The sequence below is a fragment of the Telluria sp. GW821-FHT07G12 genome, from assembly GCF_059418525.1.
This window is the reverse complement of record NZ_JBWKQA010000003.1, coordinates 576,992-603,335: the sequence shown is the minus strand read 5'-3', so window position 1 is coordinate 603,335 and position 26,344 is coordinate 576,992. Positions and strand designations below refer to the sequence as shown.

The 26,344-nt window shown below is 63.4% G+C and carries 22 protein-coding genes and 2 tRNA genes; 12 read left to right on the top strand and 12 right to left on the bottom strand.

What is annotated here, in order from left to right; translation table 11 throughout:
• Positions 1-151 precede the first annotated feature (151 nt).
• Positions 152-553, top strand: coding sequence for a hypothetical protein (locus AC07PE_RS15200; RefSeq protein WP_498765821.1), 402 nt, complete (start codon positions 152-154; stop codon positions 551-553).
• A 29-nt stretch (positions 554-582) separates the two neighbouring features.
• Here AC07PE_RS15200 and AC07PE_RS15195 read toward each other — a convergent pair whose 3' ends face one another.
• The 5 genes from AC07PE_RS15195 to AC07PE_RS15175 all read right to left on the bottom strand — a co-directional run bounded on the left by AC07PE_RS15195 (position 583) and on the right by AC07PE_RS15175 (position 6,071).
• Complete coding sequence (locus AC07PE_RS15195) at positions 583-3,150, bottom strand: family 20 glycosylhydrolase (RefSeq protein WP_498765819.1); 2,568 nt, start codon at positions 3,148-3,150, stop codon at positions 583-585.
• Between the two features lie 11 nt (positions 3,151-3,161).
• Entirely contained in the window at positions 3,162-4,451 is a 1,290-nt protein-coding gene (locus AC07PE_RS15190; protein ID WP_498765817.1) for a sugar MFS transporter, read from the bottom strand.
• A gap of 157 nt (positions 4,452-4,608) precedes the next feature.
• Positions 4,609-5,316 (bottom strand): HNH endonuclease, encoded by a 708-nt coding sequence (locus AC07PE_RS15185; protein ID WP_498765815.1) that lies wholly within the window; start codon positions 5,314-5,316, stop codon positions 4,609-4,611.
• Between the two features lie 268 nt (positions 5,317-5,584).
• Positions 5,585-5,675 (bottom strand) — tRNA-Ser (locus tag AC07PE_RS15180).
• A gap of 69 nt (positions 5,676-5,744) precedes the next feature.
• Positions 5,745-6,071: a helix-turn-helix domain-containing protein gene (locus AC07PE_RS15175; protein WP_498765813.1), complete on the bottom strand. Its 327-nt coding sequence runs from the start codon at positions 6,069-6,071 to the stop codon at positions 5,745-5,747.
• Between the two features lie 84 nt (positions 6,072-6,155).
• Here AC07PE_RS15175 and AC07PE_RS15170 point away from each other — a divergent pair, with 84 nt between their 5' ends.
• The 6 genes from AC07PE_RS15170 (at position 6,156) to AC07PE_RS15145 (ending at position 12,769) form a co-directional block, all read left to right on the top strand.
• Entirely contained in the window at positions 6,156-6,521 is a 366-nt protein-coding gene (locus tag AC07PE_RS15170; protein ID WP_498765811.1) for a VOC family protein, read from the top strand.
• 256 nt (positions 6,522-6,777) lie between these two features.
• Entirely contained in the window at positions 6,778-7,434 is a 657-nt protein-coding gene (locus AC07PE_RS15165; protein ID WP_498765809.1) for a PEP-CTERM sorting domain-containing protein, read from the top strand.
• Positions 7,435-7,569: 135 nt separating this feature from the next.
• Complete coding sequence (locus tag AC07PE_RS15160) at positions 7,570-10,263, top strand: polysaccharide deacetylase family protein (protein ID WP_498765807.1); 2,694 nt, start codon at positions 7,570-7,572, stop codon at positions 10,261-10,263.
• A gap of 120 nt (positions 10,264-10,383) precedes the next feature.
• Positions 10,384-11,667 (top strand): family 1 glycosylhydrolase, encoded by a 1,284-nt coding sequence (locus AC07PE_RS15155; protein WP_498765805.1) that lies wholly within the window; start codon positions 10,384-10,386, stop codon positions 11,665-11,667.
• 3 nt (positions 11,668-11,670) lie between these two features.
• Positions 11,671-12,411, top strand: coding sequence for an SDR family NAD(P)-dependent oxidoreductase (locus tag AC07PE_RS15150; protein ID WP_498765803.1), 741 nt, complete (start codon positions 11,671-11,673; stop codon positions 12,409-12,411).
• Positions 12,412-12,430: 19 nt separating this feature from the next.
• A complete protein-coding gene (locus AC07PE_RS15145; RefSeq protein ID WP_498765801.1) occupies positions 12,431-12,769 on the top strand; it encodes a KTSC domain-containing protein in 339 nt (112 codons plus the stop codon).
• Positions 12,770-12,876: 107 nt separating this feature from the next.
• On the opposite strand, the gene acs is transcribed toward AC07PE_RS15145, so the two are convergent.
• Positions 12,877-14,871: an acetate--CoA ligase gene (acs, locus tag AC07PE_RS15140; protein ID WP_498765799.1), complete on the bottom strand. Its 1,995-nt coding sequence runs from the start codon at positions 14,869-14,871 to the stop codon at positions 12,877-12,879.
• A gap of 198 nt (positions 14,872-15,069) precedes the next feature.
• Here acs and AC07PE_RS15135 point away from each other — a divergent pair, with 198 nt between their 5' ends.
• Together AC07PE_RS15135 and AC07PE_RS15130 are read left to right on the top strand one after the other, a co-directional pair.
• On the top strand, positions 15,070-15,678 hold the full coding sequence (locus tag AC07PE_RS15135; RefSeq protein WP_498765797.1) for a TIGR00645 family protein: 609 nt from the start codon (positions 15,070-15,072) through the stop codon (positions 15,676-15,678).
• A gap of 16 nt (positions 15,679-15,694) precedes the next feature.
• Positions 15,695-17,230 (top strand): fumarate hydratase, encoded by a 1,536-nt coding sequence (locus AC07PE_RS15130; protein WP_498765795.1) that lies wholly within the window; start codon positions 15,695-15,697, stop codon positions 17,228-17,230.
• A 52-nt stretch (positions 17,231-17,282) separates the two neighbouring features.
• On the opposite strand, the gene AC07PE_RS15125 is transcribed toward AC07PE_RS15130, so the two are convergent.
• Entirely contained in the window at positions 17,283-18,665 is a 1,383-nt protein-coding gene (locus AC07PE_RS15125; protein WP_498765793.1) for a serine hydrolase domain-containing protein, read from the bottom strand.
• A 75-nt stretch (positions 18,666-18,740) separates the two neighbouring features.
• Between AC07PE_RS15125 and murI the strand changes: the two genes are divergently transcribed.
• The gene (gene murI, locus AC07PE_RS15120) at positions 18,741-19,604 is read left to right on the top strand and encodes a glutamate racemase (protein WP_498765791.1); all 864 of its coding nucleotides are present in this window, start codon (positions 18,741-18,743) and stop codon (positions 19,602-19,604) included.
• Between the two features lie 74 nt (positions 19,605-19,678).
• Positions 19,679-19,754: transfer RNA gene (locus AC07PE_RS15115), tRNA-His, on the top strand.
• 58 nt (positions 19,755-19,812) lie between these two features.
• Here the strand turns inward: AC07PE_RS15115 and AC07PE_RS15110 are convergent.
• Both AC07PE_RS15110 and AC07PE_RS15105 read right to left on the bottom strand, forming a co-directional pair.
• On the bottom strand, positions 19,813-20,220 hold the full coding sequence (locus tag AC07PE_RS15110) for a hypothetical protein (protein ID WP_498765789.1): 408 nt from the start codon (positions 20,218-20,220) through the stop codon (positions 19,813-19,815).
• 127 nt (positions 20,221-20,347) lie between these two features.
• Complete coding sequence (locus AC07PE_RS15105) at positions 20,348-20,722, bottom strand: YXWGXW repeat-containing protein (RefSeq protein WP_498765787.1); 375 nt, start codon at positions 20,720-20,722, stop codon at positions 20,348-20,350.
• A gap of 1,193 nt (positions 20,723-21,915) precedes the next feature.
• On the opposite strand from AC07PE_RS15105, the gene AC07PE_RS15100 reads away from it, so the two are divergent.
• Complete coding sequence (locus tag AC07PE_RS15100) at positions 21,916-22,518, top strand: vanadium-dependent haloperoxidase (protein ID WP_498765785.1); 603 nt, start codon at positions 21,916-21,918, stop codon at positions 22,516-22,518.
• Positions 22,519-22,573: 55 nt separating this feature from the next.
• On the opposite strand, the gene AC07PE_RS15095 is transcribed toward AC07PE_RS15100, so the two are convergent.
• The 3 genes from AC07PE_RS15095 to dusA all read right to left on the bottom strand — a co-directional run bounded on the left by AC07PE_RS15095 (position 22,574) and on the right by dusA (position 26,139).
• Complete coding sequence (locus AC07PE_RS15095) at positions 22,574-22,915, bottom strand: energy transducer TonB (protein ID WP_498765783.1); 342 nt, start codon at positions 22,913-22,915, stop codon at positions 22,574-22,576.
• A 75-nt stretch (positions 22,916-22,990) separates the two neighbouring features.
• Positions 22,991-24,799 (bottom strand): methyl-accepting chemotaxis protein, encoded by a 1,809-nt coding sequence (locus AC07PE_RS15090; protein ID WP_498765781.1) that lies wholly within the window; start codon positions 24,797-24,799, stop codon positions 22,991-22,993.
• A gap of 347 nt (positions 24,800-25,146) precedes the next feature.
• A complete protein-coding gene (gene dusA, locus AC07PE_RS15085) occupies positions 25,147-26,139 on the bottom strand; it encodes a tRNA dihydrouridine(20/20a) synthase DusA (protein ID WP_498765779.1) in 993 nt (330 codons plus the stop codon).
• Positions 26,140-26,344 lie beyond the last annotated feature (205 nt).

Here is a 26,344-nt window from a genome sequence, read left to right as displayed (position 1 = left end):
CGCTATCCCGGCCGCCTGGCCGGGACGCCGTCGGCGGCGTATGGATGAGGTAAATTGTTACAACTTGAGGCTTGAACTTCTCTTGGGAGTCGTCATCCACCTTATAGGAGGATACCCAATGAGATGTGCACTGCTCGTAGAACATGATCCCGTGGCCCGTGGGGAAATTGCCGCCCTGCTGAAGTCGCTCGGATACATCGTGGCGACCACGGAAAGCCCGCGCGCGGCCCTGAACACGGCGCAGACGGTGCGCATCGACCTGGTCCTGACCTACACCACCTTCAACGCAGACGACCGCCGCTCCTTCATCGGCGAGATCACCCGGCTGGCGCCGCAGGCCGCGGTGGTCCTGCTACTGGACGACAAGAGCCACGCACCGCACTACCACGCGGGCCGCGTCGCGGTGCTGCCCAAGCCGGTCACCTTGCGCGCGTTGCGCCGCGTGATCGAATTCGGCATCGACGGCAACGGTGCGATGCCGGCCCATGCGATCCAGCCGGCGCCGCGCGAGGAACGCCGCCGCGGCGGACCGCGCCGCACGCAGCAGCGCTGAGCATCTTGCCCGGACTGCTTCTGGCCCTTTTAACGGCGGTCGATACTCGCGACGAGTCCCGACCTGCCCTTGCGGTCGAAAGCCGCCACCTTGATCAGGCCACGCTCGGTAATCGGTCCCGTTACCAGCTTGCTGGCGGCGGATGGATTGCTGCCATCGCTGGTGTAGCGTAGCGTGATGCCGGGCAGGACGTGGTTGACCAGCACCTGCTCGCCATCCAGCATCAGGCCGGGCGGCGCAATTCGGTAAGCGACGGCAGGCTGCTCGAGATCCAGGCGCGGCAGCACCCGCTGGCCCAGCGCATTCACGAAGCCCGACCATGCCTGCCGGTGCAGCGCGGACGCCCTGGCAGGATCCGCTTCGAGCGCCCAGGCCGGGTCTGCAGCCCAGGCCCGTTCCGCCAGCGCGACCAGGCGCGGCATGACCATGTAGTCGATGCGGCCGGCGTCGCGCACGGTCTCAGTGAACAGGGTCGCTTCCAGCCCGCGCACATGGCCCCTGCCGTAATCGGTCAGGCCATCCTTGCCGAGGCGCGCAGTCTCGCCCAGGTTCTTCAGCATGTCGTAGGGGACGAAGTCGTAGACGGTGTCCAGCTCGACGTAATCGTTCCAGTTGACGCCCGGCTCCTCCGGATTCGGATTGGCCGCCATGTCCAGGTACATGCTTGAAACCGGCGCCAGCACGATGTCGTAGCCGCCGTTGGCCAGTCGGTTGGCGAGGTCCTCGGCGCCGCGCGTGTTGTTCCACACCCAGGCCGTGAAGCCGCGCTGCGTGAAACGGGGGTTTGGAATCAGCTTGTTGCGGCCGGCCAGCTTCGTCTTGCGCGCGGCCAGCTCTTCCCAGCCGGAGGTCGACACACCGTGCTTGCGCAGCATGCCGTCGACGCGGTCATAAAAGTAGTCCCACAGGTCTTCCGTGCTCGCCAGCTTTTCCTTCTTCATGCGCGCGAGGCTCGCCGGCGAGCGCTCCCAGGCGCCGTTGGCCAGCTCGTCGCCGCCCATGTGGAGGGTCCGCAACGGCACGCCCGCCTCGCGGTGCAGGGCGACGACCTGGGCGACCACGTGATCGATGAAGGTAAAGGTCGAGTCGAGGCCGGGGTTGATGACGTTGTCGGTGAAGTACTGGGCCGAGCTGTATTTCGACTGGTCTTCGAAGTCGTTGAGCAGGTATTTGGCGGCGTCCTTGCGCCCTGCCGCCTTCAGACGATGGTAGCGGGCTTCCATCGCCTGCACGGCGGCGCGCGCGTGGCCCGGCATCTCGATTTCCGGGATCACCTCGATGTGGCGCGCCTGGGCGTAGCGCAGGATCTCGATGTAGTCGGCGCGGCTGAAGTAGCCGCTGCCGCTGGGGTCGCGCGGATCCGGGCCGGAACCATAGGCCGGCTGCAGGCGCACGCCTGGCTTCGCGCTGTGGCCGCGCACCGCGCCTATTGTCGTGAGCTCGGGAAGGCCGGCAATCTCGAGGCGCCAGCCTTCGTCGTCGGTCAGGTGGAAGTGGAATTTGTTCAGCTTGAAGCGCGCCATCAAGTCCAGCCACTTGAACACGGTCTGCTTGCCGTGGAAGTTGCGGGCGACATCGAGCTGGAAGCCGCGGTAGCCGAAGCGCGGGGCGTCGACGATGCTCACTTCTTTCAGCGACAGCTCTTTTGCATCCGGCAGCGGCAGCAGCTCGCGCAGGGTTTGCAGGCCGTAGGCGACGCCGGCGGCGCTGTTGCCGACGATGGCGATGCCGTTGTCGGCAGCGATTGTCAGGCGGTAGGCTTCGGATGAGGACTGGCCGTCGACGGTGCCGATGCGCAGTTTGAGTAGTGGGCCTTTATTTGCCGGCAGGGCTTGCGGGAACAGCGAGCGTGCCAGCGCGGCTTCGTTTTTCAACGCGGCGGGTGCTTGCACGTTCGGCTGCGCGGTCAGCAGCAGCTTCCCTTCCCCGGTCTGCATCTGCAGCGGCGTGGGGAGCACCGGCGGCACTTCGGCCGCAGGCAGCAGGTCGGCCTGGGCGTTGCGGCGATAGGTGTCCGCGGGCGTCACGACCGGCTTGTGGCCGCTGGTGCCGCGGTCCAGCTGCTCGGGACGCGTGACCGGCAGCAGCGCGAAGTCCGTAATGGGTAGGCCGACCTCGGGCGCGGCATCGTAGACCAGGTAGAAGCCGACCGGCGCCTTGGACAGCTTGATGACCATGCCTGCATAGGTGTAGTCGATGTCCAGCGTCTGCCCCGGCGCCACGCCTTCGAAACCCGGTGCCGGGCGCAGTCGGAACAGCGAGCCCGCGACCTGCTCGAGCAGCAGATTGCCTTTCAAGGGCCCCGGCTGCAGGCGGTCCAGGCAATTGAAGTACAGCGACCAGCCCTGCGCCGGCAAGGGCCGGCTGTCATGGTTGGTGAGGATCAGGCGGGCCTGCGTGCGGCCGTGCGGGGCCTGGGCGGTGAACAGGTTGCGCTGCAGGTCCCAGCGCAGCTGCAGCTTGCCGGCGCTGGCGTATTGGTTCGGGGACGCAGACGCCTGCTGTTTTGCGGGCGCCGGCGCTTCCGCCATGGCCATCGGCGCGGCGAGCGCAATCAACAAGGCCAGCGTGCGCGCAGCCAGTGGTCGGTGACTCAAGGTGTTCTCCTTTAGCGCCAGCTGCGGATCTTGTGGCCGGCCGCGGCATACCACAGGATCAGCGCATAGCAAGGCAGCATCAGCCAGTAGGCGCTACGCGGCGTGACGATGTCCGACAGATGACCGTACAGCAGCGGCAGCAGCGCACCGCCGGCGATCGCCATCACCAGCACGGCCGAGCCGCTGGCGGTATGGCGCCCCAGTCCCTGCAAGGCCAGCGGCCAGATGGCCGGCCACACCATTGCATTGGCAAGGCCGAGCAGCGCCAGGCACATCACGGTATTCGGCACCAGTGGCGCACCGGCCCACCCGATCAGGGCCTGCGACAGGCCGGTGTCCGTGGTCGATCCTGTGGCCACGCCGACGACCAGCAGGATGCCGACGAGACCCGACAAGACAAGCGCGCGCTGCTGCGACAACCAGCGCGGAATCGCCACCACGCCGACCAGGTAACCGAGCACCATGCACACCATCGTGTACGAGGTCAGCACGCCGAAGTTCGCGACCTGCAGTTCGTGGCCGTACAAGCCGATGGTGTCACCGGCAATCACCTCCACGCCAACATAACCGAACAGCGCCAGCGCGCCCAGCACCAGCTGCGGAAACTGCAGCACCGAGCTCGCATCGATGCGGCCGTCGGCGCCATCGACTTCGGGCGGGATCTCGCGCAGCGTCGAAAAATGGATGAACACCATGATCGCGAACAGCGCCGCGGCCATGCACACATAAGGGAACACGAGGCGCTGCGCCAGTACGGACTGGGACGCGGTATCGATATCCTTCAGCATCAGGCTCGCAAAAATGATCGGCACGACGATCCCGGCGCCCTTGTTGAAGAGGCCCATGATACTGATGCGCATGGCGGCGCTTTCGCGCGGGCCGATGCAGACGATGTAGGGATTGATCGCGGTCTGCATCAGGGTCATGCCTGTGGCCAGCGTGAACAGCCCGGCCAGGAACAGCTCATAGTGCTTGGTCTGCGCAGCCGGCACGAACAGCAAGGCGCCGACGCCCATGATGCCCAGGCCCAGCGTCATCCCCTTCTTGTAGCCGGTCCGTTTCAGCACCGCCGCCGACGGCAGGGCCATGACGGTGTAGGCGATGTAGAAGGCGAAGGTGACCAGCAGCGCCTGGAAGTTGGTCAGCTGGCAGACGATCTTCAGGAACGGGATCAGGGAGCCGTTCAGCCAGGTGACGAAGCCGAGGATGAAGAACAGCAGGCCGACGAAGAGCATGCCGGTGATGACATCGCGGGTCGAGCTGGTGGCGGGTTCTTCTTTTGGGCTTGCGCTTAGTTCCATGCTGCGGCACCTCGAAAATTATCGATATGGCATGCTAGCAGTGGCTTGGGGGCAAGTCTAGACGTGATGGACTTGTTGGCGGATGTCTCGTAAGTGGTACTAAACATCCGCCTTAAGCCCTGCGATTTAGGCGAATGTTCGGTCTGCAGATCGAATCTCAAGCTTCACTTAGGTCAAGTTTGACGTTTTCATCGAGAGACAACGCCTTCTTCGAATCTCCGTAAATTTTTATGTTATGGTAATTTATAGAATTTTGACAAATGCTGTGTGGCTCTCGGGTGATAATAAGCGCAAGCTCTAGTTTGAGTACGCCATAATCCAACATGGCATGGTGGTTCGGGCAGACGACAATAATATTCTCAGCCTTATCTGCGCCATTATGTGGCGATCCAAGAGGAATAATATGATGAGCTTCTGCATACTTTCCTCCTTCGGGAAGGTTTATCGCCAAACCGCATATTTGGCACTCGTAGTTGTGCAATTTCTTAATGTGGCGACATAACTTGGTGTCTCGGATGATCCGATATGTCTGAATTAATGATTTTCCTGGAACCACCGTTCCGCCGCTTATCATTGGCTCTACTACATCGATAGCGACTGGGGTTTCATCCAACATCGACCGCAGACCCCAGACACCGCCTCCGATCCCATCCACGGAGTAAAACAGATCGTGCTTTTTGTTTGGATTTTTATGCCAGACCTCTGAATCGCTGGAGGCGGCCTCTATACTTCCTCGTATCATTGCCTGATAAGAGGGCGGCACATTCGTCCGATAGCTCTTCACCAACGCATAAATATCGACCAGACGGGCAACCCCGCCACTCTGCTCAAGCGCTTTTATTATGTCAGACCGCCATGTAGCCATCGAATTTATTAGCCCTATAATTGTGACTGCGGATATCTGCCTATAAACAGACTCGCCAGTAGTTATAGCACTAACGTTGCTTGTTCGCAATCTAACGTTGGGGTCCCATGGAAGCTGTTCCAGACTTCTGGCACCCATCCACAAAAATGTGCCAATGATGATCGGGTTTTGAAAGCCGTTGACGGTACTTAACGAACAAAAAACCCGCGTACTCACAGGGAGTTACGCGGGTTTGGCAGACGACTCTCGATCGTCTGATACATGTTCTTGGCGGAGAGAGGGGGATTCGAACCCCCGATAGGCTATGAACCTATACACGCTTTCCAGGCGTGCGACTTAAACCACTCATCCATCTCTCCTGATGGGTTTTCGCATGGCTGCGAAGCCGCCTATTATAGCAAGGATTCCCAGCAGCACAATAGCAACCGTCACGCAGCCTCCAGGCGCCGTCGCCAGGGGCGCAGCACTTGCCGCACCGGGTTGACCTGTGTGCCCACCTCCTCCGCGCCGATCAGCCCGCGCCGCTTCAGGTGCCGCAAGGCCACCTGCACCGCCGACTTCGACAAGCCCGTCTTCACCGCGATCGTCTGCAGACTGGCCGGCACCTGGTCCCGTCCCAGCGCCTGCGCACTGTGCATCAGGAACAGATACACGACAAAGGCAGCCGGGCGCCGGTCGTGGCCGACCAGGTCCGGCATCAGGACATCGAATACATAGGCGTCGAGCGTAGACTGACGCGTAAGCAGGGTAGTCATAAGTACTATAGTCGTTAAAAGCACACCGGAGGTGATACTGACACGATAATGCCGGTCGGAACAAGTTCAACAGGAAACGCCACCATGATCACCCAACTCAAGTTCGTCAGCATCCCCGTCTCCGACCAGGACCGCGCCCTCGCCTTCTACACCGAGAAGCTCGGCTTCGAGATCTCCACCGACCAGCCGATGGGCCCGGGCAAGCGCTGGATCGAGCTGCGCGTGGCGCACTCGTCCACCCGCGTCGTGCTGTTCACGATGGACGGCCAGGAAGACCGCATCGGTACCTTCTTCAATGGCGCGTTCGGCTGCGATAACGTGGAGGCGACCTACCGCCAGCTCAGCGCGCGCGGTGTCGAGTTCATCGAGCCGCCGACCGTGCAGCCCTGGGGTTCGTTTGCGAAGTTCAAGGACCCGGACGGCAACACCTTCGTGCTGTCCTCGTCCTGATCGGTTGTCTTAAAGGCTCTGTTTCATGCTACACTGCTCAGCAGAGCCCCACCGCGTCCACTCCCTGCCAGCCGAGTCGGATGCTTGCTCCAGCATCTCATCGGCCCCATCCCTGCCGGTAACCGTCGTCAACGCACGCGCACCGTTATCGGATCCATGGGCCAAAAACTCCCTCGAACTACCGAACACAGCTTGCGTCATGCGTGCCGTACGGCGTTTTCCAGCATCCCATTTCACAACCTTATTCGGAGTTCCCATGCGCCTCAAGCTTGCTGTTGCCCTCGCTTCCCTGATGGTTTCCATGACCGGCCACGCCACCCTGCTGACCAATGGCGGCGCGGAGGCCGGCAGTCTGCTGGGCTGGACCGTCGGCGGCGTCTCTAACCCGCGCGTCGACGACGGCAGCTTCGACCCGGGCATCAATCCGCGCAGCGGCAGCTACATGTTCAGCGGCTACAGCGGCGCCTGGGGCACGCTGACGCAGAACGTGCTGCTGCCGGGCTTCGGGCAGGCGCGCCAGGTCGCGCTGTCGTTCTGGGAACAGGGTCTGGACCAGGACATCCCCAGCGACGATGCCTGGGTCTCGCTGACCTGGCGCACGCAAGCCGGCAGCGTCATTTCGAGCCTGTCCACGGCTACCATCGATGCGCATGACGGCGTCTGGAAGCAGTACCAGGGCATCTTCGACGTGCCCCTGTCGGCCTGGTCGGTGGACTACACGATGAACTTCCACCGCAACTTCGGCATCGATCTGGATTCCTTCATCGACGACAACTCGCTCACGCTGATCGGCGGCGACCTGCCGACCGATCCGAACCAGAACCAGCAGGGCGACGTGCCCGAACCGGCCAGCATTGCCCTCGTTCTGTTGGGCCTGGGATCCCTGGCCGCCTTGCATAAGCGCCGCGCTTGAGCGACGCGTAAAAGTAACGCAAGCCGCCCGCGAGGCGGCTTTTTTCGTAGCGTCCCACGGTGCTTGCGCATTTCCCTGTTCCAGATCCGCCGACTGGTGATATTGTTGCCAAATTAAAACTTTCACCACTTGGCCGTGAAACGCAAAGCCCTCTATCTCGTCATCTTCGCCGTCGCCGCTGCCGGCGCCGGTTCCGGCACCTGGATCGCCTCCCGCAAACCGAACACGCCCGTGCCGCAAGCCGCCGGGCCGGGCATGAACGTCAGCGCCATCTCGGCCGACCTGGCGCGCATGCTCGATGCGTATCGCAAGATGATCGTGCTCACGCTAGACGAAGACAAGCTGTCGGATGCCGCCAAGGCCCAGACCCACGAAGTCGGCCAGCAGCTCTTCCACGAGAACCAGGAGCGCATCGCCAAGGTCGATGAAGCGCTGACCAAACTGCTGGCGTCCGGCGACCCGCGTCGCTTCGATGCGGTTGGTAGCCTGCTCGATTACGTCGAGTCGGGCGAAGGCTTGTACGACGCCGACCGCCTCGCCTTCCGTGAGCTGATGCAGTCGCTGCTCGGGCAGGTGGCCAAGGATTCGTCGCTGCCGGCCATCAAGCTGCACAAGCGTGTTTCGGAAGACCTCGATGCGCTGGCCGAAATCGAGCGCAATTACGAGAGGGAGATCCGCGCAGTGTTCGGGCGCTTCGAGTCGCGCTCCATCGCCCTCAAGCGCGAGAAGTGGGACAGCTACACGGCCTATCTGAAAACGTTGTACCAGCGCGAGCGCATCCTCAAGGATTACGGCGTTGTGCTGCCCTACCCTTCGAAGCCGGAACCTGCCGAGCCGGGCGCGCCGTCCCAAGCCCAGCAGCCGGCGAAGGACGAAGACGAGATCTTCGGCAAGGCACTGCCGAAGAAGACCGTGGTGCTGACCTTCGACGACGGCCCGCACCGCCGCTACAGCGAGGAGATCGCGGCCATCCTCAAGCAGTACAACGCGCCGGCCGTGTTCTTCAGCGTCGGCCGCAATATCGGCACGCTCGATGCGAAGGGCGAGGCGCACCTGAACGCCGGCGCGGAAGTCAGCCGCAAGCTGATGGCGGACGGCTATGTGCTGGCGAATCACAGCCTCACGCACGCGCAGCTGTCCAAGCAAAGCGGCGACGGCCTGAAGACCGAGATCCTCGGCACCGATACATTGCTCCGCGCCGTCAATCCGCAGCGTTCGGCCCTGTTCCGCTTCCCCTACGGCGCGCGCAACAAGGAAGGCATGCACATGCTGGCCGATGCGCACCTGAAGTCGGTGATGTGGAATATCGATTCGCTGGACTGGGCCGACCCGGTGCCGTCCTCGATTGCCGACCGCGTGCTGCGCTCCGTCGACAAGGAAGGCCGCGGCATCATCCTGTTCCACGACATCCACGAGCGCACCGTGAAGGCGCTGCCGCTGGTGCTGGAGAAGCTGGCGGCCGAGGGCTACCAGTTTGCGGGCTGGGATGGCAGCAGCTTCAAAGTCAGCGGCACCGCCGCAGCGACGCCGGTGCCGCGCGCCGCCGCCACCGGCTATGCGAATTCCTGGGCGATCCTGGTCGGCATCGACGAATACAAGAAGTGGCCGCGCCTGCAGTATGCGGTGCGCGATGCCGAAGGCGTCGGCCAGGTGCTGGTGCAGAAGTTCGGCTTCGCGCCCGAGCGCGTGATCACGCTGAAGAATGAGCAGGCGACGCGCGCCGGCATCCTCGGCGCCTTCCACGACCTCATGGAGCGCGGGAAGAACGCGGGCGGCCTGCAGCCGAACGACCGCGTCTTCATGTTCTTCGCCGGCCACGGCGCCACGCGCAAGCTCAGCTCGGGCCGCGATCTCGGCTACATCGTTCCCTTCGACGCCGATCCGGACAACCTGGCCCTAGATGCGATCCCGATGACGGAAATCCAGAACATCGCCGAAAGCCTGCCGGCCAAGCACGAGCTGTTCGTGATGGACGCCTGCTACAGCGGCCTCGGTCTGACGCGTGGCGGCGGCAACGCAGCCTTCCTGCGCGAGAACGGACGCCGCCTCGGCCGCCAGATGCTGACCGCCGGCGGCACCGACCAGCTAGTGTCCGACGGCGGCCCGAATGGCCACTCGGTGTTCACCTGGACCCTGCTGCAGGGCCTGGGCGGCAAGGCCGACCTGAACGGCGACGGCATGATCACGGCGACCGAACTGGCGGCCTATGTCGCGCCGGCGGTGTCCAGCGTCTCGCAGCAGACCCCGGCCTTCGGCAGCCTGCCGGGTTCGGAGGGCGGCGACTTCGTGTTCGAGCTGCCGGAAGAAACCGAGTTCCTGAATACGAACACGGCGCAGCTGTCGAACGATGCGATCGCGCTGAATACCAAGCTGGATGCGAAAACCTCCGCGCCCTCTGCCACGGTCGTCGTGAAGGACCTGCAGGGCGGCACCGCGACCATCACCGCGCCGGCCGCCGTGCCGGTCTCGGGCCGCCAGCAGGCCCAGCGCGCCAACGACCACGGCCTGCAGTTGTACAAGGAGAAGCAGTATGCGCAGGCGGAGGCGCAGTTCACCGAAGCGCTGAAGCTGCGGCCGAACTTCGCGCTGGCGGCCAACAATCTCGGCTTCGTGTTCTACAAGCAGGACAAGTTTGCGGAAGCGGCGCGCTGGTTCGAGAACGCGATCAAGATGGACCCGTCGCGGGCGATCGCCTACATGAACCTGGGCGATGCGTATGCGCGCGCGGGCCAGGGCGACAAGGCGAAGTCCGCGTACAAGACTTACCTGGAGCTGGCGCCGGGCGGCAGCGGTGCGGGGTATGCTAAGCAGCAGCTGGAAAAGCTGTGACCGTACATGGCAATTTGTAACGCTATGCCAGTTGAGTTCGCTTTCGAACATAGGAATTGCTGACGGACCAGTAAGCTTGTCCCGAGTTTTTGAACGGGGGACGAGGTGTTTACTGGATTCATGTTTGCAACCGGCATCGAGAACAGCATTCCCATGATCGGCAACGGCAAGTTCCGGGTCGATGAAATGGAGAAATGCGGGCATTACAAGCATTGGCGCACCGACTTCGACCTGGTGCAGGAACTCGGCATTCGCGTCCTGCGCTATGGTCCGCCCCTGCATCTTTCCTGGCTCGGCCCGGGGCGTTACGACTGGTCTTTCGCTGACGAAACCTTCAACGAACTGCATCGGCGCAATATCATTCCGATTGTCGACCTCTGCCACTTCGGCGTGCCGGACTGGATCGGCAACTTCCAGAATCCGGATTTCCCCGCTCTGTTCGCGGACTATGCGCGCGCATTCGCCGCGCGCTTTCCCTGGGTTCAGATGTACACGCCGGTCAACGAGATGTCGATCTGCGCCCTCTTCTCCGGCCTGTATGGCTGGTGGAACGAGCAAGGCACTACCGACCGGACGTTCGTCACCGCGCTGAAGCACGTCGTCAAGGCAAACATCCTGGCCATGCGCGAAATCCTGGAGGTGCGGCCCGACGCCCTGTTCGTGCAGAGCGAATCGAGCGAGTACTTCCATGCAGAGTGTCCGGAAGCGATCGGCCCGGCGGAAATGAAGAACGCCAGCCGTTTCCTGTCCCTCGACCTCAATTACGGCCGGCGCGTGGATTCGCAGATGTACGAATACCTGATGGCCAACGGGATGACACCCGACGAGTACCACTTCTTCCTCAACAACAACCTGAAGCATCACTGCCTCATGGGGAACGATTACTACCAGACCAATGAGCACTTCGTCGACGAAGACGGCAACACCTGGCCGTCCGGAGAAGTGTTCGGGTATGCGGTGATTACCCAGCAATACTACGACCGCTACCGCTTGCCGGTCATGCATACCGAGACCAATCTGGTCCAGGGCCCGGTCGGCGACGAAGCCGTCAAGTGGTTACGCAAGGAATGGGCGAACGTCCTCAGCATCCGCAACAGCGGTGTGCCGGTGGTCGGGTTCACATGGTATTCCCTGACCGACCAGGTCGACTGGGACAGCGCACTGAGGGAAAACAATGGCACGGTCAACCCTCTGGGCCTGTTCGACCTCGACCGCAACATCCGGCCGGTGGGCACGGCCTATCGCGACCTGATCCGCGCCTGGGGAAAAGTCCTGCCGACCCAGAGCGTTTGCCTGCAGGTGCCGGTGTCGCTGCCGCAGGATTACGTGGCGCCGCAGGCCGCCCCCGTGCCCGCCCACGAGAACAGCGAAGCGGCCACCGCCGCTCCCAAAAACACGGAGTAAACCATGAGCCTGGAAAAAAAATCCGCCATCGTTACCGGCGCCGCCGGCGGCATCGGCCTGGCGATCGCACGCCGCCTGCTGGGCGAAGGCGCCAGCGTGGTGCTGGCCGATCTCGATGAAGCGCGTCTCGCGTCCGCCAGCGCCGAACTGGCCAGGGACGCCGATGCGGCGCGCATCGCCACCGTCCGCTGCGACGTCTCGAAAGAAGCCGACGTCGCGCTTGCCGTCGACACCGCCGTGCAGCACTTCGGAAGCATCGACATCGTCGTCAACAATGCCGGCCTGATGATCTTCAAGCCGCTCGAGGAGCAGACCGGCGAGGACTGGACGCGCATCCTCAACGTCGACCTGGTCGGCGCCTTTTACTTCATCAAGCAGGCCTTCCTGCGGATGAAGGGGGGCGGCGCCATCGTCAATGTCGGCAGCGTGCACGCCATCGAAACCGAGCCCATGGTGTCTTCCTACGCCGCCGCCAAGGCAGCCCTGCTGTCGCTGACGCGCTCGGCGGCGCTGGAGGGCAAGCCCAAGGGCATCCGCGTGAACGCCGTGCTGCCGGGCGCCATCGATACACCCATGTTGTGGGATAACCCGAACGTGCGCTCCGGGATCGAAATCGTCGACAAGGCCGATGTCGGCCAGCCAGACGACGTCGCCGCCGTCGTCGCCTTCCTGGCATCGGACGAGGCCCGCTTCGTGCAAGGCGCGTCGCTGCTCGTCGATGGCGGTAGACTGGCACGTCTCTGACGCATACCGGAAGCCACACATGGACATGAAACGCATCAACGCCGGCAAACTCCGCGCCATCGGCTATGACAACAAGGCGCGCACGCTGCGTGTGGAATTCGACGACGGCAGCGCCATCGATTACGCGAACGTGGGCAGCGAGGTCTGGCGACGGTTCTCGACCTCGGGCGCGGCCTGGAGTTTTTATCGGGACAATATCGAGGAAGAGTTCGCGGGCACGCGCGGGCGCGCGGCGGTCGCCGGCCAGCGTGCCGAACTCGACGCGCTGTTCGGCGGTGGCGATGCGGCGGCGCCGAAAAAGCCGAACCCGCTGGATGCGCTGTTCGGCTCTCCGGACAAGGACGACGGCGCGTCCTAGCACCGCGCCGATCACGACGGGATGGCGCAAAAAAAACGCCGCACCATTTTCATAGTGCGGCGTAACTCTGCTATCAATCGATCAGTTTGAATTGCTCATTTGAGCACTCAAGCGGATTCCTTCAGCTGGTCCAGAATCGCCGGGTTTTCCAGCGTCGACACATCCTGGGTAATCGCCTCGCCCTTGGCCAGCACGCGCAGCAGGCGGCGCATGATCTTGCCGGAGCGGGTCTTCGGCAGGTTGTCGCCGAAGCGGATTTCCTTTGGCTTGGCGATCGGGCCGATTTCCTTGCCGACCCAGTTGCGCAGCTCGGCGGCCAGCTTCTTCGCTTCCTCGCCGGTCGGACGGGCCTGCTTCAGCACCACGAAGGCGCAGACGGCTTCGCCGGTGGTCTCGTCCGGCTTGCCGACCACGGCGGCTTCCGCCACCACCGGGTGCGCCACCAGGGCCGACTCGATTTCCATCGTGCCCATGCGGTGGCCCGAGACGTTCAGCACGTCGTCGATGCGGCCGGTGATGGTGAAGTAACCGGTGTCCTTGTTGCGGATCGCGCCGTCGCCGGCCAGGTAGTATTTGCCGCCCAGCTCGTCCGGGTAGTAGGCGCTGCGGAAGCGGTCCGGGTTGTTCCAGATGGTGCGGATCATCGACGGCCACGGACGCTTCACGACCAGGATGCCGCCGTTGCCGTTCGGGACGTCATGGCCGGCTTCGTCGACGATGGCGGCCATGATGCCCGGCAGCGGCAGCGTGCAGGAGCCCGGCACCATCGGCGTCGCGCCCGGCAGCGGGGTGATCATGTGGCCGCCGGTTTCGGTCTGCCAGAAAGTGTCGACGATCGGGCAGCGCTCGTTGCCGACGTTCTTGTAGTACCACATCCAGGCTTCCGGATTGATCGGCTCGCCCACGGTGCCCAGCAGGCGCAGGCTGGACAGGTCGAAGCTCTTCGGATGCACCGCTTCGTCCGCGTTCGACATCTTGATCAGCGAACGGATCGCGGTCGGCGCGGTGTAGAAGATCGAGACCTTGTGCTTGGCGATGGTTTCCCAGAAGCGGCCGGCATGCGGGAAGGTCGGCACGCCTTCGAAGATGACTTGCGTGGCGCCGACGGCGGTCGGGCCGTAGCAGATATAGGTGTGGCCGGTGACCCAGCCGATGTCGGCCGTGCACCAGTAGACGTCGTCCGGCTTGATGTCGAAGGTCCACTTCATCGTCAGCGCGGCCCACAGCAGGTAGCCGCCGGTGCTGTGCTGGACGCCCTTCGGCGTGCCGGTCGAGCCCGAGGTGTAGAGGATGAACAGCGGATGTTCGGCGTCGACCCACTCCGGCTCGCACTGCGCGGACTGGCCGTCCACCAGCTCGTGCAGCCACAGGTCGCGGCCTTGCTGGAAGTTGATGTTGCCGCCGGTGCGCTTGTAGACGATCACGTCCTTGATGGTCTCGCAGCCGCCCATCGCCAGCGCTTCGTCGACGATGGATTTCAGCGGCAGCGATTTACCGCCGCGCATCTGCTCGTCCGCGGTGATGATGGCCACGGCGCCGGCGTCGATGATGCGTTCCTGCAGCGATTTCGCCGAGAAGCCGCCGAACACCACCGAGTGGGTCGCGCCGATGCGGGCGCAGGCCTGCATCGCGGCCACGCCTTCGATCGACATCGACATGTAGATGATGACGCGGTCGCCCTTCTTGATGCCGCGGCTTTTGAGGCCGTTGGCGAATTTGCAGACGCGCTCGTGCAGCTCGCGATAGGTGGCGCGGGTCACCTGGCCGTCGTCGGCCTCGAAGATGATCGCGGTTTTATCGGCGTTGCCGTTCTCGAGGTTGCGGTCGAGGCAATTGTACGAAGCGTTCAGTTGTCCGTCGGCGAACCACTTGTAGAACGGGGCGTTCGATTCGTCGAGGGTTTGCGTGAAAGGCTTTTGCCAGCTCAGGTTCTCGCGCGCCAGACGGGCCCAGAAACCTTCGTAGTCATTCGCAGCTTCTGCGCACAGTTTGTTGTACGCGTCCATGCCGGAGATGGTTGCGTTGGCGGCGAAGTCAGCGGGCGGATTGAACACGCGGTGTTCCTGCAAGCCCTGCTGCTGGTTGGTCTCGTTCTCAGCCATTCTAGTCTCCTTAGGATAGTAGTAGTTTTGCCACATACCATATCGGGGCTCGCTTACTGAGCCCTTACAGGCATCCCTGAGGCCATTCTACCAACTTTGCGGAACAACGAAGGGCAAGCCAGCCATCCGTTCCGGGTGTAGAATGTTGAGCTGTCTTGACCCCGACCTTGGTCCGCGCCGGACCGGCACTCAACACAGATGATCGAATCACAACCCTCCTCCGTACCACGCAAGCGCAGCGCCCTCGCCAGCTTCATGTTCGCCAGCCGCTGGCTGCAGCTGCCCCTCTATCTCGGCCTGATCCTGGCGCAGTGCGTCTACGTGTTCCATTTCTGGGTCGAGCTGAAGGACCTGGTGCTGGCCGCGATGGGCAACCAGGACGCCCTGCAGCACATCTTCGAAGCCGTGACGGTGCCTGGCGCTCAGCCGCCCAAGAAGCTGAACGAAACCACCATCATGCTGGTCGTGCTGGGCCTGATCGACGTCGTGATGATCTCGAACCTCCTGATCATGGTGATCGTCGGCGGCTACGAGACCTTCGTGTCGCGCATGTACCTCGAAGACCATCCGGACCAGCCGGAATGGCTGTCGCACGTGAACGCGTCCGTCCTGAAGACCAAGCTGGCGATGGCGATCATCGGCATCTCCTCGATCCACCTGCTGAAGACCTTCATCAACGCCAGAGAATACGACGCCCAGACGATACTGGCGCAGACCGGCATCCACATCACATTCCTGCTGTCGGCCATGGCCATCGCCTACACCGACCGCATCATGACCAACACCGCAAGCAGCACCAAACACTAACCTGAACGAGAACGAAATGACTGTCATTAAACAGGACGACCTGATCGAATCCGTCGCCGCCGCGCTCCAGTACATCAGCTACTACCACCCGGCCGACTACATCCAGCACCTGGCGCGCGCGTACGAAGCCGAGCAGAGCCCGGCCGCCAAGGATGCCATCGCCCAGATCCTGACCAACTCGAAAATGTGCGCCGAAGGCAAGCGCCCGATCTGCCAGGACACCGGCATCGTCAACGTGTTCCTGAAGATCGGCATGAACGTGCGCTTCGAAGGTTTCGGCAGCGGCTCGATCACGGACGCCGTCAACGAAGGCGTGCGCCGCGCGTACAACTTCGCGGACAACAAGCTGCGCGCCTCGATCGTGGCCGACCCGCATTTCGAGCGCAAGAACACCAAGGACAACACCCCGGCCGTCGTGCACATGGAACTGGTCCCGGGTAACACCGTCGACGTGATGGTCGCCGCAAAAGGCGGCGGCTCGGAAAACAAGACCAAGTTCGTGATGCTGAACCCGTCCGACTCGCTGGTCGACTGGGTGCTGAAGACCGTGCCGCTGATGGGCGCCGGCTGGTGCCCGCCGGGCATGCTGGGCATCGGTATCGGCGGCAGCGCCGAGAAGGCGATGCTGATGGCGAAAGAGTCGCTGATGGAAGACATCGACATGTACGAACTGAAGCAGCGCGGCCCGCAGAACAAGCTGGAAGAACTGCGTATCGAACTGTGCGACAAGATCAACGCACTGGGCATCGGCGCGCAGGGCCTGGGCGGCCTGACCACCGTGCTGGACGTGAAGATCAACATGTACCCGACCCACGCCGCCTCGAAGCCGGTCGCGATGATCCCGAACTGCGCCGCCACCCGCCACGCCCACTTCGTGCTGGACGGCTCCGGTCCTTCGTACATCGAACCGCCGGCGCTGTCGACCTGGCCGGACGTGCAGTGGACTCCGGACACCCAGAAGTCGAAGAGCGTCAATCTGGACACCCTGACCAAGGAAGAAGTCGCCTCCTGGCAGCCGGGCCAGACCCTGCTCCTGAACGGCAAGATGCTGACCGGCCGCGACGCCGCGCACAAGCGCATTCAGGACATGCTGGCCAAGGGCGAGAAGCTGCCGGTGGACTTCACCAACCGCGTGATCTACTACGTCGGCCCGGTCGATCCGGTCGGCGACGAAGTGGTCGGCCCGGCAGGCCCGACCACCGCGACCCGCATGGACAAGTTCACCGACATGATGCTCGAGCAGACCGGCCTGATCGCGATGATCGGCAAGGCCGAGCGCGGCCCGGCGGCGATCGAATCGATCAAGAACCACAAGTCGGCCTACCTGATGGCGGTGGGCGGTTCGGCCTACCTGGTGTCGAAGGCGATCAAGTCGGCCAAGGTGCTGGGCTTCGAAGACCTGGGCATGGAAGCGATCTACGAGTTCGAAGTGAAGGACATGCCGGTGACCGTGGCTGTCGATTCCACTGGCACCTCGGTACACACGACCGGGCCGAAGGAATGGGCGGCGAAGATCGAGTCGTTGAAGGGGATTCCGGTCAACGTTGCGTAATTCAGGTTCGCATCATTGAAAACCGCCCCGGCTCCGGCCGCGGCGGTTTTTTTCATTTGGGGCCGAAGCCGAGGACCTTGCCGTCCTGGTCGACGTCGAAACCCCAGCCCTGCGCCTTCCTGCCATGGCGCGCGCGGTAGACGCGCTTCACGCCCTTCTCGATCGGCGTCTCCGACACCAGCACGAACTCGTCGACCGGCGGCAGCGAACGCAGGTAGGGCGCCAGGAAGCGCTGGTAGGCGGGCACGAAGTCCTTGCGCGCGCCCTCGCTGAAACGGCTTTCGTCTACCTTGCCGGCGATGCCGTCGGCGACCACCTGGCGCAGCGCCGCGCTGAGTTCAGGCTTCGAGTCCGCGATCCCTTCCGGCATGCGCACGGGCGGCGGCGGGAAGAACAGCTCGGACACGCCCTGCGCCAGATAGGGATAGAGCTTCGCGCCATTGGTCAGCACGATGAAAGTCGCGCGCTCGTTCGGCAAGCGCAGGATGTCCGACAGCGCTGGTCCGCCGGAATGCCCGACCGTCGGCCTGCCGTTGAGCTCCTTGACCACCCAGCCGATGCCGAAGCCGTTCACGGTGCCGTTGCCCAGCTGCGCCGGCGTCCACATCGCCTGCATCGACTCCTTGCGCAGGAAGGTGCCCTTGTCGAGCGCCACCGCCACCTTGGCGAGATCGCCGACCGACGCCAGTAGGCCGCCGGCGTCGTACGCGAGCGGACCGAAATGGAAGCTGAAGTTTTTATGGCGGCCGCCATCCCAGTCGTAGACGGCGGCCCGTTTCGGCACGACTTCCACGCTGCGCATGTTCGGCTCGCCGCTGCTGTACTCGAAATTCGCCTGGAGCTTGAGCGGCCCGGTGACGTAATGCCTGAGGGCCTGCGGATACGGCATGCCCGCCGCCGCTTCGATCACCCTGGCGAGCACCGTGTAGCCGCCAATGCCGTATTCGCTGGACGCACCCGGCGCGTGCGCGAGCGGCATCGCAGCGGCCGCGTCGACGTAGTCGTCGAGCGTGGCATCCGGTTTTACGTGGACATTGTCCGGGATGCCGGACGAGTGATCGGCCAGGTGGCGCACCGTGATCGCACGCCAGCTCTCGGGCGCGTTCGGCACGTAGTGCGCGATGCTGGCGTCCAGCGACAGCTTGCCCGCCTCCTGCAGCCGCATCAGCAGCATGCCGGTGAAAGGCTTGGTGGACGAGGCCAGCTGAAACATGGTGTCCGGCGTGACGCGCTGCTGCCATTCCAGATTGGCCAGGCCATAGGTCTGCAGCTTGGCGATCTTGCCGTCCCTGACGATGGCGACCGCGGCGCCCGGCACGTGATTCAGCGCCATCTGCTGTTTCATGTAGTCGTCGACGCGGTCGGCATGGGCAGGCGTGGCGGCGGCGCAGGCCAGGGACAGGCCGGCGATGAGGGTTCTCGTTGTCGTCTTCATCAGGCCAATATAGCAGCGATGCGCGGCGCCGCATCCCCCCAGCCATGGTGCATCCGCGCGTGCTAACATGAGCCCATGAATCTGCTCTTCCCGTCCCGCGACGCCCCGGTCGGCATCTTCGATTCCGGCGTCGGCGGCCTGTCGGTGCTGCGCCATATCCGCGCCCTGCTGCCGCACGAACACCTGATCTACGTGGCCGACTCCGGCTTCGCTCCTTACGGCGACAAGCCGGAAGACGTGCTTGCCGAACGCTGTTTCGCGATTGCCGACTTCCTGCTTGCACAGGGCGCCAAGGCCCTGGTCGTGGCCTGCAATACCGCGACCGTGTCGGCCGTGAGGCGCATGCGCACGCGCTATCCGGACTTGGCCATCGTCGGCGTCGAACCAGGCCTGAAGCCGGCCGCCGCGGCCACGCGCAATGGCAAGGTCGGCGTGCTGGCCACCGAACGGACCCTGGCCGGCGCCAAGTTCCTGAAACTGCGCGACGAAATCGCCGAAGCGACCGGCGCCCAATTCCTGCTGCAGCCCTGCCAGGGCCTGGCCGACCAGATCGAATTCGGCGAACTCGATTCGGAGGAGACGTCCGCCATGCTGAGGCGCTATATCGCGCCGCTGCTGGCGCAGGGGGCGGATACGCTGGTACTGGGATGTACGCACTACCCGCTGGTGCAGGCCTCGATCGAGGACGTGATCGCGTCTGAAGGTTTCAAGGACGTGGTGCTGGTCGACACCGGCGACGCCGTGGCGCGCCAGCTGGGCCGCTTGCTGGAAGCCGGCGGCTTGCTGCGCGCTTTCGACGCCCAGGTGCCGGCGCGGCTGGCGGCTTATACGAGCGCCAGCGCCACTGCCCTGTCGGCGGCGTTTAACAGCCTGATCGGCGTCGACCCGCCGGTACAGGAGACCAGCTTCGCGCTGCCTCGCACTGCTGGGCACATTTAGATTTGCCAGATGGCGAAGTCGCCGCTATAATCTCGTTCTGTCTCGGCAACAACGAGACAGCAAGTAAGACAGTGGTGGCTGTAGCTCAGTTGGTAGAGTCCAGGATTGTGATTCCTGTTGTCGTGGGTTCGAGTCCCATCAGCCACCCCAAAAAAAATACGATGAAAAGCCCGGTTCGAAAGTTCCGGGCTTTTTGTTTTTCGGTCCCTCACCTGCACCGAAACTCCAGCGACCCCGGCATCAACGCATCCCCCCGCACCCGCCGCTTGGCCAGGCAACGCGCAGTACTGCGCGCATCGAAGCGAATGAACCGCCCCGTCCCGGTATAGCTGCAATACACCTGACGAACCATCGCCCGCGACCCTGCCTTCATGTTCCATAGCTGGTACAAGGTCCCGCCCGTCTGCCACTCCTTCTCCGGCAATCCCTCCGCAAGCGCCCGCTCATCCGCCCGCGTGCTGGGCAGATAGGCAAATACCCGCGCCCGGTCCAGCTTCGACCTGGGCGTCTTCCAATCGGCCGGTGCATTGATGGGACATTCGAGCACCGCCGCATGTGCCGAGCACGCCAGCAGCAGCGCAGCCAAGGCAGTTTTCTTGAAAGAAATGCAAAGCATGGTGTAATTCCTATAACATTCGGACTTCCCATGCTAGGCACGCAGCATACGGCCGACTTGCGCATCCTCATTTGTCAAAACAAAAAGCCAGTCGCTCGGACTGGCTTTTTGCTTCAGCAGGGACGGCTTACGAACGGTTCGGATTGTTCGGGCGGCTGTCGGCGCGGTTCGGCACGCCGTCGCCGTCGCGGTCGCCGCGTTGCCAGCCGCCGCGCTCCAGCGTCCAGCCGTTATCGCCCTGGCGCCATTCCGGACGGTGGTAGGTGTAGCCCTTGCGAACTTTCTCGTAGTGGCCCTTGACCCACACGTAGCGGTGGCCGTTCCAGTTCCAGTAGCCCGGGGCCCACTCGTAGCCGCGGCGTGCATGGGGCACGACTTCATGGCGCGGCGCCGGCGGCGCGGTACGGACGACCAGCACGTCACCTTTCGCGAAGGCCTGCGCCGGGACGAACGCGGCGGTGCTGATCAGGGCTGCGGCAGCGGCACAGAGGATTCGTTTCATGATGCTTCTCCTTTCGGTTGGTGTGATTCCACTATAGCGATCCGAACCACCGCACAGTGCGTTTGATGCAAGTTTTTACAATCGACACATAGCGCGACAAATATGTAACAGGGGTACGTGTTGCGGTAAGTTAAGCCTCTTTTGATTCCGGGTGGAATCTCGACTGTCCCGGATCAACTCCGCTTGCTGTTGCGCTTGTCCTCGCAAGGCCGACCCCGTAAGGTCGAATGACCGAGCCTGCCATTGCGTTCGCGCGGCGCAGTGCGCGCGTCGGCCCCTTCGCGTTTCCGACCGGAGTTCTGCCATGAAATTGCGCATCAAGCCACTGCTCTGTTTGCTGCTTCTTCCAACGCTGGTCGCCTTTGCCGGCACCGGTCCTAACGACCCCGTTGCCTACCCCTCGCAAGCGAATACCCATGAATCGCCATGGCGCTACACAGCGCCGCCCGGGGCCAATGCGACGGCCCGGCTGGCTTATTGGAGCGACCTGGCCTGGCATACGATCGCCATCGACCATACGCCGCCGCCCGCCGGCCCGTCTGCCGAACCGGAGCAGGCGGGGCCGACACGCAGCAGCCGCGCGCTGGCGATCTTCCATATCGCCATCCATGACGCCCTGAACGCGATCTACCGCCGCTATCCCGGCTACAGCGGGCCGCTGCCGGCATTTGCCGACAGCTCGCCAGACGCGGCAATCGCCCAGGCCGCTCACGATACGCTGGCCGCCCTGTACCCGCACCAGGCCGAGCGCCTGCACGGCCAGCTGAGCGCCGATCTTGCCCGGATTCCTGGCGGCCGCAGCAAGTTGAACGGCATGGATATCGGGCGCCGGGCGGCGGCGGCCATCCTTGCGCTGCGCGCCAACGACGGTTCCGATCGGCCCGAACCCATCGTCGGCGAGGACTACCCGCTCGACACGGCACCGGGCAAATGGCGCCCGGATCCGGTCAGCCAGCGCCAGGTCGCGTTCGGCGCCTACTGGGGCCAGGTGAAGCCTTTCGTGATCCCGTCGGCCAGCGCATTCCGCCCGCCCCCCGCCGCCGGCCCTGAGCAGCGATGCCTACACGCGCGCCTTCAACGAGGTCAAACAGCTGGGCGGCAACGGTCCCGCAACCAGGCGCACCCAGGAACAGACGCGGATCGGCGTCTACTGGGGTTACGACAGCACGGCCTGGCTCGGCACGCCGATGAGGATGTACAACCAGATCGCCTTGCAGGTGATCCGTACGCAGACGGGCGACGTGCTCGAACAGGCGCGCGCCCTGGGCCTGGTCAATGCGGCGCTGGCGGACAGCGTCATCGCCTGCTGGGAAGCCAAGTACTACTACCGCTTCTGGCGCCCGGTGCACGGCGTGCGCGAAGGCAGTCCCGGCAGCGGCCCGACCGGCAGGGGCGACGGCAACCTGGACACGCTGGGCGACCCGAACTGGACGCCGCTGGGTGCGCCGGCCAGCAACCTGGTCGGCCCCGACTTCACGCCGCCCTTCCCCGCCTACCCGTCTGGCCATGCGGTCGCCGGCGGCTCGCTGTTCCACACCCTGCGGCGGCTGTACGGCGACAAGCTCAGGTTCACCTTCCTCTCGGACGAATGGAACGGCGTCACGCACGACAACCAGGGCTGGACCAGACCCAGATGGGCGCGCACCTACAGCAGCCTCTCGCAGGCCGAGGAAGAAAACGGGCAAAGCCGCATCTACCTCGGCGTGCACTGGCAGTTCGACAAGACCAGCGGCCTGGCGGTCGGGCACCAGGTCGTGGACACGATCTTCAGGCGCGGCCTGCGGCCGGCGCCGTAAACGACAAAACCGGCCTTGCGGGCCGGTTTCTTGTACTTCTAGAGAAAGCGCAGGATCAGTCCAGCTTCCATGCGTAGTCGACCTTGGTCCAGGTCTGGGCCGGTGCGCCGTCCTTGGTGCCCGGCTTGAATTTGCATGCCGACAGGCCTTTCAGGGCTGCCTTGTCCAGGCCTTTGAAGCCGCTCGACTTTTCCAGCTTCGAATCGGCGACCGAACCGTCGGCGTTGATCTGGAAGGACATCGAGGTGACGCCCTGCTCTTCGTTCATCAGCGAAGCTTTCGGGTATTCGACCTTGCACTTCGACGGATCGAAGGAGGCCGGGGTTTCGCCGGCGACAGCGAAGCCGGTGACGAAGAGGCTGGCAAACAGGACAGCGGCGAATTTCTTGTTGGACATTTTAATTTCCCCTAAATAACAAAGTTTTTTTAAAAGGCCGGTAGCTTTACCGGCCGTTTGACGAGCCGTCCTGGCTCAGAATTCTTCCCAGTCGTCGCTGGCGGCTGCCGCGGCGACTTTCTTCGAGGTCGACGAGCTGCTGCCGGACTCCGGCGCCTGCGTGTCGTCTGCCTTCGGCGCTGCCGGCTTGCGGGCGGCAGCCGGCTTCTTCAGCTGCGGCGATGCGGCTGGCCGACGGGCCGGGGCCGGGCGGGCGACGACTGCACGGGTGGCGACGGCCATCGTGCTCGGCGCCGGTGCTGCTTCAGCGCCCGCTTCTTCGCCTTCCAGCTTGAAGATGCTGACCACGCGCTGCAGTTCGGCTGCCTGGTCCTGCAGGCTCTGGAAGGCGGCGGCTGCCTGCTCGACCAGGGCGGCGTTCTGCTGGGTCATGCCGTCCATCTCGATGATCGACAGGTTGACCTGCTCGATGCCGGCGCTCTGCTCGGCGCTGGCGTTGGCGATCTCGCTCATGATGTCGGTCACGCGCTTGACGCTGCCCACCACTTCGTCCATGGTCACGCCGGCCTGGCCGACCAGCTTGGAACCGCGGCCGATCTTCTCGACGGAGTCGCCGATCAGGGTCTTGATCTCTTTTGCAGCCGCTGCGGAACGCTGGGCCAGGTTACGCACTTCGGATGCCACGACCGCGAAGCCGCGGCCCTGTTCGCCGGCACGTGCCGCTTCCACGGCGGCGTTCAGTGCCAGGATGTTGGTCTGGAAGGCGATGCCGTCGATCACGCCGATGATGTCGGCGATCTTGCTGGCGGAGCTATTGATCTCGCCCATCGTGCCGACCACTTGCGACACCACTTCGCCGCCCTTGCGTGCCACGTCCGATGCGGTTGCGGCCAGGTGGTTGGCTTCACGGGCGTTCTCGGCGTTCTGCTTCACGGTCGAGGTCAGCTCTTCCATGGCCGATGCGGTCTTCTCGAGCGAGCTGGCTTGCAGTTCGGTACGCGACGACAGGTCGGTGTTGCCGGCGGCGATTTCACGCGACGCGGTGGTGATGGTGTGGGTGCCGCGACGGACCTGGCTGACGATGTCGACCAGGCTGTTGCGCATCTGTTTCATTTCGCTCAGCAGGCTGCCGCGATCCGACGACTTGGTGTCGATGGCGATCGACAGGTCGCCTTCGGCGATGCTGGTGGCGATCTTCGAGGTGTAGCCCGGCTCGCCGCCCAGTTGCTTGAGCAGGCCGCGGGTGATCACGGCGGCGGCGGCGACGCCCATGGCGACGGCCAGGACCAGCAGGACCAGCATGAAGTTACGTGCGCTGGCAAACTGGGCTTCCGCGTCCACCTGGGTCTGGTTGTTCTGCTTGTCTTCGAGTGCACCCAGCTGGTCCAGTGCGTCCAGCCATTTCTTCTGGGCCGGACGGATTTCCTTGACCATCACGCGGGTAGCGTCCATGGCATTGTTGGCCAGGTACAGTGCCGATGCCTTGGCGATGGCCGGCATGGCCACGGCTTCCGCATCCTTGACCTGGGTCAGCAGGCCCTTTTCTTCAGCCGATGCTTCGACGGCGAACTTTCCTTCCAGTTTTTGCTGGAGGGCGTCGTACTTGGCGGTCTGTTCCTTGAAACGGTTCAGCTCCGGCTCCATGTCGGCCGGGTCGGTCATCAGGGTCAGAGTACGCAGCGAGGTGACGCGTTCGCTGACGTTATTGCGCATGTCGACGACCAGGCGGGTCACGACGTTGTTCACGCTCACGACATGGTCGAGACGGTTCTGGATCTGCGCCATACGCACCACGCCGACGACGGTCAGGATGACCATCAGCACGAGCACGAGAGCGAAGCCCAGCGCCAGACGCATGCCGACCTTCATGTTGGATAAATTCATTTACTGTCTTCCCTGGTTCAAATGATTGGATCCGCCCGGAACCTTCTGCGCCGCGCGTCGCTGTTTGTTACTAAAAGTTCAACCTCTCCGTGAACTTTTGTGTATTTCCGTCAGGATAAATCAAAACTCGACGCTTGCATCGAGTAAACATGATCCTGCTCAATACTGTTTCGCTACTACAACAATATCGGAGGCCATGCGGGGAGAAGAGCCCGAATTATGGGTCTATTCTTGCTGTTGAGCAAGGAAAATGAAGAGGGGCAGCTGTCTGGACAACAGGCCCTGTGGCGGATTATGAACAGATGAGGCGGCCCTGCCTGGCGCCGCCGTAACAAAAAGTTAATCGATCAGGCTGCTTTTCCCATGCGGCCGGCGGCTTCCAGCAGGAGTTCCGGATTGCCCTCGGCCAGGCGGCGCGAGTCGGACAGCAGCTGGCGGAAGGCGCGTGCGCCCGGCAGCCCGGCCATCAGGCCCAGCATGTGGCGGGTGATGCTGTTCAGGCGCAGGCCCAGCGGACCGTAGCGTTCGAGTTCGGCGCGGATGTAGGGGATCATGGCTTCCAGCACCTGTTCGCGCGAGGCCGGCCCGCCCTCTTCATCGCCATAGAAACGGGCGTCCCAGTCGGCCATCAGCCAGGGATTGTGATAAGCCTCGCGGCCGATCATCACGCCGTCGACGTGCTGCAAGTGGCTTTCGATCTCGTCGTTGGTCTTGATGCCGCCGTTGATGATGATTTCCAGGTCGGGGAATTGGCGCTTGAGTTCGTAGGCGACGTGGTAGCGCAGCGGCGGGATCTCGCGGTTTTCCTTGGGCGAAAGGCCCTTCAGCACGGCGTTGCGGGCATGGACGATGAAGGTCTGGCAGCCGGCATCGGCGATCTTGCCGACGAAGTCGCGCACGAAACCATATTCTTCGTTGTAGTCGATGCCGATGCGGTGCTTGACGGTCACGTCGATGGAAACGGCGTCGCGCATCGCCTTCACGCAGTCGGCCACCAGCTGCGGCTCGTTCATCAGGCAAGCGCCGAACGCACCCTTCTGCACGCGCTCGGACGGGCAGCCGCAATTCAGGTTGATCTCTTCATAGCCCCACTGCTCGCCCAGCTTCGCGCTCTTGGCGAGGTCGGCCGGCTCGCTGCCGCCCAGCTGCAGGGCGACCGGGTGCTCGATGCCGTCGTAGCGCAGATGGCGCTCGACGTCGCCGTATACCAGCGCGCCGGTCGTCACCATCTCGGTGTACAGCCAGGTGTGGCGGGTGATCTGGCGATGGAACACGCGGCAGTGGCGGTCCGTCCAGTCCATCATGGGTGCAACACTCAGCCTTCGTTTGCCGTATTTCATCTTCCTCAAGTCCTCATGCCCAGCTTCTAACGCAACCCGATAGTTTATCTTGATTTGCAGGACATGAATGGGAAACATGCTGATGAGGCTATCTTCAATCGACCGTAGCGTGGCGTCGGCGGAGTAACCGTTCACGATCTTGTTCGGCAGGCCAACTTCGAACAATCCCCCTCCTTTTCACCCGTGTCACGAGCGGCAAGATCCT